This window comes from Malikia granosa, assembly GCF_002980595.1.
Classification (GTDB): Bacteria; Pseudomonadota; Gammaproteobacteria; order Burkholderiales; family Burkholderiaceae_C; genus Malikia; species Malikia granosa.
In genome coordinates this window covers 31081-42958 of sequence record NZ_PVLQ01000004.1, presented here as the reverse complement: position 1 = coordinate 42958, position 11878 = coordinate 31081, and the positions used below count along the sequence as shown (strand labels likewise).

Annotated in this window: 9 protein-coding genes; 3 read left to right on the top strand and 6 right to left on the bottom strand. The window is 65.6% G+C overall.

Annotated features, from left to right (window positions below; genetic code table 11):
• Nucleotides 1-458 precede the first annotated feature (458 nt).
• Nucleotides 459-1823 (top strand): hypothetical protein, encoded by a 1365-nt coding sequence (locus C6P64_RS17825; RefSeq protein ID WP_146115833.1) that lies wholly within the window; start codon nt 459-461, stop codon nt 1821-1823.
• 57 nt (nt 1824-1880) lie between these two features.
• On the opposite strand, the gene argA is transcribed toward C6P64_RS17825, so the two are convergent.
• Nucleotides 1881-3227, bottom strand: a complete 1347-nt coding sequence (gene argA / locus C6P64_RS00400; protein WP_105746618.1) for an amino-acid N-acetyltransferase — start codon at nt 3225-3227, stop codon at nt 1881-1883.
• A gap of 81 nt (nt 3228-3308) precedes the next feature.
• Here argA and hrpA point away from each other — a divergent pair, with 81 nt between their 5' ends.
• On the top strand, nt 3309-7508 hold the full coding sequence (hrpA, locus tag C6P64_RS00395) for an ATP-dependent RNA helicase HrpA (protein ID WP_105746617.1): 4200 nt from the start codon (nt 3309-3311) through the stop codon (nt 7506-7508).
• 60 nt (nt 7509-7568) lie between these two features.
• Here hrpA and cysQ read toward each other — a convergent pair whose 3' ends face one another.
• A complete protein-coding gene (gene cysQ / locus C6P64_RS00390) occupies nt 7569-8426 on the bottom strand; it encodes a 3'(2'),5'-bisphosphate nucleotidase CysQ (protein ID WP_105746616.1) in 858 nt (285 codons plus the stop codon).
• Nucleotides 8427-8496: 70 nt separating this feature from the next.
• Complete coding sequence (locus C6P64_RS00385; RefSeq protein WP_105746615.1) at nt 8497-9003, bottom strand: hypothetical protein; 507 nt, start codon at nt 9001-9003, stop codon at nt 8497-8499.
• Nucleotides 9004-9271: 268 nt separating this feature from the next.
• On the opposite strand from C6P64_RS00385, the gene C6P64_RS00380 reads away from it, so the two are divergent.
• Nucleotides 9272-9790: an RrF2 family transcriptional regulator gene (locus C6P64_RS00380; RefSeq protein ID WP_105746614.1), complete on the top strand. Its 519-nt coding sequence runs from the start codon at nt 9272-9274 to the stop codon at nt 9788-9790.
• Between the two features lie 24 nt (nt 9791-9814).
• Here the strand turns inward: C6P64_RS00380 and C6P64_RS00375 are convergent, their stop codons facing one another.
• From C6P64_RS00375 to C6P64_RS00365, 3 genes are all read right to left on the bottom strand, one after another.
• The gene (locus tag C6P64_RS00375) at nt 9815-10300 is read right to left on the bottom strand and encodes a c-type cytochrome (RefSeq protein ID WP_170073010.1); all 486 of its coding nucleotides are present in this window, start codon (nt 10298-10300) and stop codon (nt 9815-9817) included.
• A 202-nt stretch (nt 10301-10502) separates the two neighbouring features.
• The gene (locus C6P64_RS00370; protein ID WP_170073009.1) at nt 10503-11036 is read right to left on the bottom strand and encodes a phasin family protein; all 534 of its coding nucleotides are present in this window, start codon (nt 11034-11036) and stop codon (nt 10503-10505) included.
• Between the two features lie 164 nt (nt 11037-11200).
• Nucleotides 11201-11863, bottom strand: a complete 663-nt coding sequence (locus tag C6P64_RS00365; protein ID WP_211296768.1) for an ABC-type transport auxiliary lipoprotein family protein — start codon at nt 11861-11863, stop codon at nt 11201-11203.
• Nucleotides 11864-11878: the final 15 nt, after the last annotated feature.

Below are 11878 nucleotides of genomic sequence, written 5' to 3'. Positions count from 1 at the left end.
GCCCCATGTGTCGCTGGCCAAGCTGCTGGCCAAAAAGGCAGTAAAGACACCTTGAAATCACTCGTCAGAAGACACTAGGATGGATTGCGTCAAAATCATTTGAGTGGCTGCAGTCACTGTATGCTTTATTGTTAAAGCACTGTGAGGAGATAGATGATTTCGGTCATCTCTCTGATGTTCACTTTATCCGGCTGGTTTCAGGAAAGTGGGGTGTCGCTTCACATTCATATTTTTGTACTGGTCCGTGCAGTGAGTCTGGTCCATATCATCGAGTTGACCATCGAGTTCTGACTGAAGGTTCGAAGAAGGCACAACAGGAAGATGCTCGACGGTTCTTGGAGTTGCTAGGTGTTCGCGAACCTGATGAGACTGACGAAATAAAGCTTTTACTTCGATTAAGATACAGGGAGGGTGTCAATCCACCCGCAGACATTGAATATTTGTCCGACCTTGAGAGAATGATTTCCCTGCTGGAGAATGCCCCTAATTTGCGTCGCATATTTGACGCGGCTAAGGTCTTCAAGGTTGCATCTCTTTCAATGACATGGGCTTCTGCAAATAAGGTGTATTTGGATGAGCCGTTCATGCATACTGGCCTTAGTCACTTGCATAAACTAAGCAAAGATCAAAATCTGAAGCGCTGGCCTCTCGATGACTGGTATAAAAATTGCGGAATCGAGATTGATCGGATAATAAATTTTGCTGTGGCGTTAGGTTGTCAGAAAGAATTTGACAGAATTTCTGTTGATGCAAACTGCAGGCAGAATCCCAACTGGAGTGCAGTTCTCTCCAAGGCTCCGGGCGAACGAGAAGGAAATGTTATCAATAGAGATTTCTCTCTTTCGCCAGAGTCCATGGATTTGCTTATGTCTAAAGATATTGCGGCGATACAACTGTTTTGGAAGGTTTTGTGTCGCACAGATATTTTGTGTCGCGTAGAATATAATAGAGAAAATATTTTTGAGGCAGTCTATCAAATCACTGATAGAGGTGGTCCAAAAACCTCTCCCTCGCAGCTGGTATGCGCGCTTCGTGACTTGGAATGGGTGCCGCAGACTGGAGGGTTGTTCGTCAAGCCAAGTCAGGCTATTGCAAGTCGCTTGCCCAAGGGGTTCCCGGTAGACGCAGGCTTTAAATGGCTTGAGGCTGTTCAGTTTGGGTTCGATGAAAAGAAGAAATTCGTCGAATCTGCTGAGCGCCGAGAGCATCGCGAAAAACTTGGCTTCAAATCCGACGCTGATCTGCAGCGAGCGTTGGAGTTCAATAAACTGTTATCGCCCGAAGAGCAGGAAGCTATCCTTGCTAAAAAACGACAACGACGAACAGGTCCAGTCGAACTTCCGGTGCGGGAAGTACGCAACCCTGAAATGCGTGCAAATCGTGTCGGCTCGGATGTGCGAGCAACTCCGGATAAATCTGTTGCGATGAAAACTCGCTCCGTTCAGCTCGGCGTTTCGGAAGCAAAGATTGAGGCAAAAGTCTATCTGCAAGACCAGTACACGAATGCGAATGGGCAGATGATTTGCCAAGTGTGCAAAGATGAACTTCCGTTCAAACTTCCATCTGGCTCATACTATTTCGAAGCCGTTGAGTTGATTGTAAATTCGACGAAACGCTATCGATCAACCTACTTGGCACTGTGTCCGAATCACGCCGCTGCCTACCAGTATGCCAACGGACAGAAAGGTTCGATGGCCGAGCTTATTTCAACGGCATCGACGACCGAGATTGAAATAGACCTCGGAAGTCAACGCACCACGCTCTATTTCACTGGGGTGCATCTGGCTGATGCGAAGGCTTGTCTGGAGGCTGACTCGGAATAACTATCCAGCAGCCGTCCCCGCTGAGGCTTACTTTTTAGCAGCTTGGCCTGAAAGAATTTAGAGCTTCTTGACCAGCACCATCGACTTGCGGTCCCAGTTGTACTTCTTCTTGCGCGCCTCGGGCAGCCAGTCGGGGTCGACCTGGACGAAGCCGCGCTTGAGGAACCAGTGCATGGTGCGCGTGGTCAGCACGAAGATGCTCTGGAGGCCCATGATGCGGGCGCGCTGCTCGATGCGCTTGAGCAGCTTCTCGCCGTCGCCCTGGCCCTGGACCTGGGGCGAGACCGTGACGGCGGCCATCTCGCCGGTGCCGGCTTCCGGGTAGGGGTAGAGCGCGGCGCAGGCGAAGATCACGCCGTCGTGCTCGACGATGGTGTAGTGGCCGATGTCGCGCTCGATCTCGGTGCGGTTGCGCTTGACCAGGGTGCCGTCCTTCTCGAACGGCTCGATCAGCTGCAGGATGCCGCCGACATCGTCGGCCGTCGCCTCGCGCAGTTCCTCCAGCTTCTCGTCGACCACCATGGTGCCGATGCCGTCGTGCACATAGACCTCGAGCAGCAGCGCGCCGTCGACCGCGAACGGGATGATGTGGCTGCGTTCGACCCCGCCCTTGCAGGCCTTGACGCAATGCTGCAGATAGAAGGCCGTGTCGGTCGGCTCCAGCCCGGGCGGCGCGTCCGCCAGGATCTGCACGGCTTGTGCCAGCGGCAGCTCGGTGTCGACCGGATTGTCCTCGCTGGCGGGCTCCTGCGGCCGCATCCGGATGCCGGGCACTTCGGTCATGAACAGCAGCTTGTCGGCCTTGAGCGCGATCGCGACGCTGGTCGCGACTTCCTCCATCGTCAGGTTGAAGGCCTCTCCGGTCGGCGAGAAGCCGAACGGCGACAGCAGCACCAGCGCGCCCATGTCGAGCGTGCGCATGATGCCCGGCACGTCGACCTTGCGCACCAGCCCCGAGTGCTGGTGGTCGATGCCGTCGATGATGCCGACCGGGCGCGCGGTGATGAAGTTGCCCGAGATCACCCGCACCGTGGCGCCGGCCATCGGCGTGTTGGGCAGGCCCTGGCTGAAGGCGGCCTCGATCTCGTAGCGCAGCTGGCCGGCGGCCTCCTGGGCGCAGTCGAGCGCCACGCTGTCGGTGATGCGGATGCCGTTGTGGTACTTGGGACTCTGGCCCTTGATCGCGAGCTGCTCGTTGACCTGGGGCCTAAAGCCATGCACCAGCACCAGGCGCACGCCCATGCTCTGGATCAGCGCCAGATCCTGCGCCAGGTTGGGCAGCTTGCCGGCTGCTATCGCCTCGCCCGGTATCCCGACCACGAAGGTCTGGTTGCGGAACTTGTGGATATAGGGTGCCACCGAGCGGAACCAGGGCACGAAGGTGAAGTTGAATACGGTGGACATGCGGTGAATGTGGAGCGCCATGGCGCGGGTGGCAACCCTTTAGGATAATCGAGGGTTTCGCATTCCACGGAAACCCGCCACTTGCAGTCCGCCTCTTTCACCATCGAGTTCCCCGAATCCCTGCCAGTGTCGGCTCGCCGCCACGAGATCGAGGCCGCCATTGTCGGTCATCAGGTTGTCATCGTCTGCGGCGAGACCGGATCGGGCAAGACCACCCAGCTGCCCAAGATCGCGCTGGCCATGGGGCGCGGCGGGCAGGCGCAGCGCCAGGCACAAGCCAGCGCCGAGGGCAGGGCGGCGGCGGCCAATGCGACCGCGGCTGACCCGGCCGCGCGCGCCGGCGAGCGCCGGCCAGCCCGTGGCGAGCGCTCCCGGCGCCCGCAGCTGATCGGCCATACCCAGCCGCGCCGGATCGCGGCGAGCTCGGTCGCGGCCCGCATCGCCGAGGAACTCAAGACGCAAATGGGCGAGGTGGTCGGCTACAAGGTGCGCTTCCACGACCGGCTCGGCAAGAACGCCTCGGTCAAGCTGATGACCGATGGCATCCTGCTGGCCGAGACCCAGACCGACCCGCTGCTGCAGGCCTACGACACGCTGATCATCGACGAGGCGCACGAGCGCAGCCTCAACATCGACTTCCTGCTCGGCTACATCAAGCAGATCCTGCCGCGGCGTCCCGACCTGAAGGTGATCGTGACCTCGGCGACGATCGATGCCGACCGCTTCGCGCGCCATTTCGAGTCGGCCAAGGGGCCGGCGCCGGTGATCATGGTCTCGGGCCGCACCTTTCCGGTCGAGCAGCGCTACCGGCCCTTCGAGGACAGCCGCGACTATGGCCTGAACGACGCGATCGCCGATGCGGTCGACGAGCTCTGGCGCGGCGGGGCGCACGCCGGCGACATCTTGGTGTTCCTGCCCGGCGAGCGCGAGATCCGCGAGGCGGCCGACCACCTGCGCAAGCACCTGAGCCACCAGCCGGTGCTGCGCAGCGCCGAGGTGCTGCCGCTGTTCGCGCGCCTGAGCGCGGCCGAGCAGGACCAGATCTTCAAGCCGCATGGCCAGCGCCGCATCGTGCTGGCAACCAACGTCGCCGAGACCTCGCTGACCGTGCCGGGCATCCGCTACGTGATCGATGCCGGCACCGCGCGCGTCAAGCGCTACAGCCTGCGCAGCAAGGTCGAGCAGCTGCTGGTCGAGCCGATCAGCCAGGCGGCAGCCAACCAGCGCGCCGGCCGCTGCGGCCGGGTCGCCAACGGCATCTGCATCCGGCTCTACGACGAGGCCGACTTCAACGCGCGGCCGCGCTTCACCGACCCCGAGATCCTGCGCTCCTCGCTGGCCTCGGTGATCCTGCGCATGAAGTCGCTGCATCTGGGCCAGGTCGAGGATTTCCCCTTCCTGGAGGCGCCGACCCGGCGCGCGATCACCGACGGCTACCAGCTGCTGAACGAGCTCGGCGCGGTCGACGATGCCAACGAACTGACCGCGCTCGGCGCCGAGCTCGCCAAGCTGCCGCTCGACCCGCGCGTGGGACGCATGATCCTCGAGGCCAGGAGCCGCAACGCGCTCGACGAGGTGCTGATCATCGCTTCCGCCTTGAGCGTGCAGGACGTGCGCGAGCGCCCGCTCGAAGCCCAGGCCCAGGCCGACCAGGCCCATGCCAAGTTCGACGACGAGAAGAGCGAGTTCACCAGCTACCTCAAGCTCTGGCATTGGCTGGAAGAAGCGCGCGGCGGCAAGCCCCATGGCGCTGCCGCACTGCCCAGTGCTCCCAACGGGGGCGCACAAAATGGGGTCAGACTCCAATTGTCGGATCTGGCTGGCAGCAAGAATCGGCCTCTGACCCCGAATCAACCGGCGCCGACGCACAAGCTGTCGAACCGCCAGTACGAGGCGCTGCTGCGGCAGAACTTCGTCAGCGTACGCCGCGTGCGCGAATGGCGCGACATCCACAGCCAGCTGCACACCGTGGTGGCCGAGCATGGCTGGAAGCTCAACAGCGTGCCTGCCAGCTACGAGCAGCTGCACCTGGCCATGTTGTCGGGTCTGCTGGGCAACATCGGCTGCAAGCACGAGACCGAGGATGTCTACCTGGGCGCACGCGGCATCAAGTTCCATCGCCATCCGGGCGCGCATCTCTCCAAGCGGCCCGGACGCTGGATCGTCTGCGCCGAGCTGGTCGAGACCGCGCGCCTGTTCGGCCGCGGCATCGCCGCGATCGAGCCGCAATGGCTGGAACAGGTCGGCGCCCATCTGCTGAAGAAACAGCTGCTCGACCCGCACTGGGAGAAGAAGGCGGCCGAGGTCGTTGCCTACGAGCGCGCCACCCTCTACGGCCTGGTGGTCTACAGCCAGCGCCGCCTCAACTACGGCCGGGTCGATCCGGTCGGCGCGCGCGAGATCTTCATCCGCGAGGGCCTGGTCGCCCAGGAGTGGGAGACCCGGCTGCCCTTCCTGGCGGCCAACCGCAAGCTGATCGCCCAGGTCGAGGAGCTCGAGCACAAGTCGCGCCGGCAGGACGTGCTGGTCGACGACCCGCTGATCTTCGCCTTCTACGACGCGCAGCTGCCGCCCGAGGTCTGCAGCGGGCGCGAGCTCGAGCTCTGGTACCGCGAGGCGTCCAAGACCCATCCGAAGCTGCTGCACCTGACGCGCGACGAGCTGATGCGGCACGAGGCCGCCGGCATCACGACCCAGGCCTTTCCCAAGGTGGTCAAGATCGGTGGCGTCGATTGCTCGGCGAGCTACCTGCACCAGCCCGGCGACCCGAAGGACGGCATCACCGTCAGCCTGCCGCTGTTCGTGCTGAACCAGGTCAGCGAGGAGCGCTGCGAGTGGCTGGTGCCCGGCATGCTCAAGGACAAGATCCAGGCCCTGCTGAAAAGCCTGCCGCAAAAACCCCGCGCGCGCCTGGTGCCGCTGCCCGACAGCGCCGAGAAGCTGGCCGCGACCCTGAGCGCGCCGGAGCGCTGGGCGCAGGGCTCGCTGACCGATGCGCTCTTGAAGGAGGTCAGGCAGATCACCAGCCTCGATGTCAAGCGAGGCGACTTTAAGCTCGACATGCTGCAGCCGCACCAGTTCATGAACCTGCGCGTGGTCGACGAGCATGGCCGCCAGCTCGGCCAGAGCCGCAACCTGCCGGCCTTGAAGGCCGAGCTCGGCGCCAAGGCGCGCGGCGCCTTCCAGGCGCTGGCCAAGCTCAAGGTGGCCGACCTGGGCGCGGGCGAGGCGGCTGGGAACACTGCCAACGCCGCGCCAGCCGTCGCCTCGGCGGCTCAGCCGGCCGGACCGGCCGGGGCTGCCGGGGCTGCCGGGTCGCGCGCTGCAGCCAGCCAGCCAGGGCCGGGCGCAGGCGGCGCGCGGGCTGCCGGTGCCGCCACGCCGCCCAAGGCCGCTGGCCAGGCCGGCGCGGCGGACCAGCCAGCCGCCGACGCCGCCCAGCGCCATACGGCCTGGACCTTTGGCGACTGGCCCGAGATCATGGAGATCCGCAAGGGCGGCCAGACCCTGATCGGCTTCCCGGCGCTGATCGACGCCGGCGACGCGGTGACGATCGAGGTCTTCGACGAGCCCGAGGTCGCGGCCAGGAAGCACCGCGCCGGCCTGCGCCGCCTGTTCGCGCTGCAGATCCGCGACGCGCTCAAGTACCTCGAGAAGAACATCCCCGAGCTGCAGAAGATGGCGGTGGCCTACATGGCGCTGGGCACGCAGGAGGAATTGCGCGAGCAGATCATCAATGTCGCGATCGAGCGCGCCTTCCTGCTCGATCCGCTGCCGGCCAACGCGGCCGACTTCAAGCGCCGCCTCGACGAGGGGCGTGGCCGTCTCACGCTGATCGCCAACGAGGTCGCGCGCCTGGGCGGCACCGTGCTGCTCGAGTATGCGGCGGCGGTGCGCAAGCTCAAGGACTGCAAGTACGCGCCCGAGGCGGTGGCCGACGCGAGCCAGCAGCTGCAGCGCCTGGTTCCGAAGCGCTTCCTGAGTGAGGCGCCCTGGGCCCAGCTGCAGCATCTGCCGCGCTACCTGAAGGCCATCGTGCTGCGGCTCGACAAGTACCGCGCCGACCCCGCGCGCGATGCGTCGCGCATGGCCGAGGTCCGCGCGCAGGAGCAGCGCTATTGGCGCCTGGTCGCCGAGCGCAAGGGGGTGCAGGACGAGCGCATGAACGAGCTGCGCTGGCTGCTGGAAGAGTTGCGCGTGAGCTTCTTCGCCCAGGAGCTGCGCACGCCCCAGCCCGTCAGCATCAAGCGGCTCGACAAGGTCTGGGCCCAGCTCGGCTGATCGGCCGGCCGTCAGGGGCTGGGGGCTGAGTACGCTGGGCGAGCGGCAAGGTGCCCGGGCTCAGCCGGCGCCGGCCTCGTGGCCGGCAGCCTGGCCCCAGGCCACGAAGTCGGGGTTCTCGAAGCCCGGCTTGCCATAGCGCAGCGGCTGGCCCTGCAGGTCCTCGACCCGTCCGCCGGCGGCTGCCAGCACCGCCTGGCCGGCCGCGATGTCCCATTCCATCGTGCGGCCGAAGCGCGGGTAGCAATCGGCCTCGCCGGCGGCCAGCAGGCAGAGCTTGAGCGATGAACCGGCATTCCTGAGCTGCGCCACGCGCCGGCCCGCCAGGTAGGCCTCGAGCGCCGCCGGGTCGCCGTGCGAGCGGCTGGCCAGCACGGTCAGGCCCTCGGCCGGCGGCCGCCTGGCTTCTATCGGGCGCCGCGTGCCGGCATCATTCCCGACTTGCGCGAAGGCGCCGCTGCCGACGGCGCCGGCATAGAGCTGGCCCAGCGCGGGCGCCAGCACCACGCCAAGCACAGGCTGGCCCTGTTCGACCAGGGCCACGTTGACGGTGAACTCGCCGTTGCGCTGCACGAACTCCCGCGTGCCGTCGAGCGGATCGACCAGCCAGAAGCGCGCGCCGAGTTCGGCCGTGGCAGGCGCCTGTCCGGCCGCGGCGGCTTCCTCGGCCACCACCGGCACGCCCGGCAGCAGGGCCTGCAGCGCGGGCGTGAGCAGCGCTTCGGCCAGTTGGTCGGCCTCTGTGACCGGCGAGGCATCGGCCTTGGCCGTGACGCTGAAGTCGCGCGCATAGACCTGCAGGATCAGCTCGCCGGCCTGCTGCACCACGCCGATCAGCGCCTCGATCAGTTGGCTCGGATTCAGTGGCGCATCCAGTGGCGGGTCTTGCCGGGCGACAGTCTGGCAGCTTGGCTTCATGGCGCCATCATAGACCGCGTTGCGCTACAGCCTGGGTCGGCTGATCCGGGCGCGGTCCGCCGCTCCCAGTTCAGTAGCGGCTGGGCTGGGTCGTCAGCTCGTAGCCGACCTTGACGCCGATCAGCGCGGCCATGCGGATATAGGTCTTGTGCGCGGCGGCCTTGATGTGGCGCGCTTCGGCGAAGTTGCTGCTCCAGGCCTCCCAGCGCGCGCAGACGAAGACGCCGCCGATCTCGAGCTCGACCAGGTACTCGATCACATGGGCGCCATCGTCATCTTCCTCGTCCTCGTCGAATTCGTCCCATTCGACCTCTGCTCCGGCGCTGGCCTCGGCTTCCTCGTCGTCGGGCATGTGGTATTCGAGCGCCGCGATGCGGCAGGTCGAGCCGGTGCGCGCCAGGCGGACCTCATGCTGCCAGACCACCAGTTCCTCGGCCTCGGCGATGAAGCTGCTGTGCGCGGTGTGGCCGGTCTCGAATTCCTCGACCACGGCGTCGAAGATCTCCGACGGGGTCAGTCCGTTCGCGAGCGGTTCGTCGAAGCTGGGTGGCTGGCGGGTTTCTGCCGTCTGGTTCATGCCTGGTTTCCTGGATGGGGTGAAGGATCTGTCCAAGGCTAGCCGCCCAATGGGTCATTCGCGTGACAGGCCGGCGGCGCTGGCCGCTCGCTGTCGGCCTTCCGGGCCCAAGCCAGGTGGCCCGGTACCGGGGGCGGCGTCCCAGGTCTGGCGGAAACAGGGCTGTCTTGCCGGTCGAGGCTAGACAAAATCCTTATTTGTCTTAGACAAACTGGGATTTATGAGGGAAAATACCCATCCAACCCAGCAACGAGAGAAGGCTTGAGTCATGATTTCCAGGAAAGTTATCAAGGCCGTCGAGGCCGCAGTCCTCGTGGCGGCCCGAACCCCCGGCAGGCCGGTCACGGTCAAGGAAATGTCCGACCGGCTCGGCATGTCGGTCGGCTATCTGGAGGTGCTGGTGCGCGACCTGCGCGAGCATGGCCTGCTGCTGGCCCACCGTGGCCCTGGCGGCGGCTACCAGTTCAATGCCAGCCGCTTGCGCGATCCGTCCGGCGTCAGCCTGTGGGATGTCGTCCGCATCTACCAGGACCAGGAAGAGGCCGAGCCGGTGTCGCAAGCGCCCGATGTCTTCCTGGCGGTCGAGCAGGCGCTGCAGGACAGCTTCCGCCGCGCCTGCGAGGCCATCAACCTGCTTGATATCGCGGCCGGGCTGGAGCTGTCGGTGCCGCGCCCGCTTGCCGCCGAGGGGCCGTTCAAGCTCAAGCCGCTGGCGCGTCCCATGCTGCCGCGCGGCGTCAGCTCGGTGTTCCAGTGGGCTTCCAGCCTCTGCCCCGAGCCGGCTTGAATTCCGGCCAGGCAGGGAGAAGTTTCAGGGCGTCGGCCGGTCGCCGCCCTGCCTGCCGTCGGCGCGCGCCGACAGATAGGCGTAGAGGTCCATGATGTGGGCATTGACGGCCGGCTCCTCCTGCCAGGCCGGCATCGCGACCGGGGGCTCGCGGCGTTGCACCGCCTGGTCGATCCAGCTCTCGCGGCTCTGGTCGGCAGGGCGGGTCCAGTCGTAGCGCTGCAGCACCAGCCCGACGAAGCGGCGCGGCCCCATGCTGCGCATCAACGGCATGAGGTCCGGGCCCTGCGCGGTGCCGGTGGCGGCCGAGCCATGGCAGCTCGCGCAGCGGCTCTGGTAGACCCGCCAGCCGCTGTAGACCGATCCGGTCGGCTGCAACCAGCGGGCGACCGCGCGCGCGGGCTTGGAGTTGCCGAATTCAACGGCACAGCCGCCCAGCAGCAGCGCCGCGCTCACGGCTCCCGTCAATGCCGCGGCGCGCCAGCGCCATCTCCCTGTCTGCTTGTTCATCCTGCTCCTTGCCCGAGGCATGCTGTGATAGATCCAGTCTATTCTGCCCCCGTCACAGCCCGGTAACAAGGGTGCTGCTGGCTGAAAGGCTGGCCTCCCGGCCCGTCAGCCAATAAAAAACCCCGCGCCAGGCCTGCTGGGCGGGGTGTCTGGCGCGCGGGACCTGCCTGCCATCGGCGGGCAGGTCGGCTGCGCTGGCCGATCAGGCGTTCTTGTTGCCCTTGGCGGCGCCGGTCATGGCGTTGAAGCTGGCCTGGGCTTGCGAGCTGGCCTGGGTCACGGCCTTCTGCATGCTCTCCATCGCGCTGCTGGCGGCGGACATGGCGTTCTTCATGGCGGCGACCATCGGCTCGGTGCCGGCCGGTGCCGACTTGGTCATGTTCTCGAAGGCAGCCATGAAGGGCTGCTGGCCGGCAGCGCCGAAGCCCTGGGCGAACTTGCCGAGGTTGGCGTCGGCAGCGGTGCTCGAGACGATCTCGACCAGCTTCTGGCTGTAGGACACGGTGCGCTCGGTGACCGACTTCAGCATCGAGGTCTGCAGCTCCATCAGTTCCTGCGGGTTCTTGGCACCGCTCAGGGCCTGTGCCAGCTTGCTGGCGTCCTCGACGGCGGCCTCGGCGGTCTGCAGGTTGAGTTCGACCAGCTTCTTGACGCTCTCGGGAGCGGCCGGGTTGCTGGCGAGCAGCTGCTCGATGTTGGTCTTGCAGGTGGTGAAGAATTGTTCGGTGTTCAGCATGGCTCTGGCCTTTGGTAGCGGTAGTAGAAGGGCGGTAGGATTATTTATGTTGCACTGCAACATGACGCGATTCTAAGGGGACTGCCCGGTTTTGGCACGCGTTTTCTGCATCGCTGGCGATTTATTTTCTGCCCGCCGGCCGGGGCCGCCAAGGGCCGGGGGCTTCAGCGCGCCGCCTGGGCGATCTGCTCGACGCTCCAGTCGGCCACCTGCAGCGCGAGCCGGTCGCTGGCCTGGCCGAAGGCGCTGACCACAGCCGGCAGCGCACTGTCCGCGGCCGGCTGCAGCTGCTCGAAGCGGCGGCTGGCGACGATGCGCTGCGTGGCCGGGCGCACCAGCCTGAGGTCGAGTCGCAGCAGCACCTGGGGCGAGCCGTCCCGGTAGACGCTCTGGAAGGCGCGTAGTTCACCGTCGAGCTCGAAGTCGGCTTGCAGCATGCGGTCGTCGCTGCTGAGCTGCGCGATGCGCCCGTCGCTGCGCAGCGCGTCGAGCAGGCGGTTGCGCAGCAGCAGCGGGGCCGGCTCGCTCCACTGCGCGCCCTTGTAGTGGCTGACCTGGTCGCCGGCGGGCAGCACGATGATGCGCTGGCCGGCCAGCAGGGTGCCGGCGGCCGGCCGGGTCACGCGCAGCGATTCCGGCCGCTGCGCGCTGCCGCCCGTGCCGACCGCCGGCTGCGGCAGGGCCGAAGGCAGCTGGTAGAGCTCGACCGGTGCCGACTTCGGCAGCACCGAGCAGCCCACCAGCAGTCCGGCCAGCAGCGGCGCCATCAGGCCCCAGCGCAGGAGCTTGCGCCTTGACGCGCGCGACGGGCCCTGGCTGGCATTCACGGGGGGGATTCGGTT

Bases quoted from the DNA above. Each gene is read 5' to 3' on its own strand.
- C6P64_RS17825 (WP_146115833.1), top strand. From the start codon at position 459: ATGATTTCCCTGCTGGAGAATGCCCCTAATTTGCGTCGCATATTTGAC.
- argA (WP_105746618.1), bottom strand. From the start codon at position 3,227: ATGTCCACCGTATTCAACTTCACCTTCGTGCCCTGGTTCCGCTCGGTG.
- cysQ (WP_105746616.1), bottom strand. From the start codon at position 8,426: ATGAAGCCAAGCTGCCAGACTGTCGCCCGGCAAGACCCGCCACTGGAT.
- C6P64_RS00385 (WP_105746615.1), bottom strand. From the start codon at position 9,003: ATGAACCAGACGGCAGAAACCCGCCAGCCACCCAGCTTCGACGAACCG.
- C6P64_RS00380 (WP_105746614.1), top strand. From the start codon at position 9,272: ATGATTTCCAGGAAAGTTATCAAGGCCGTCGAGGCCGCAGTCCTCGTG.
- C6P64_RS00375 (WP_170073010.1), bottom strand. From the start codon at position 10,300: ATGAACAAGCAGACAGGGAGATGGCGCTGGCGCGCCGCGGCATTGACG.
- C6P64_RS00370 (WP_170073009.1), bottom strand. From the start codon at position 11,036: ATGCTGAACACCGAACAATTCTTCACCACCTGCAAGACCAACATCGAG.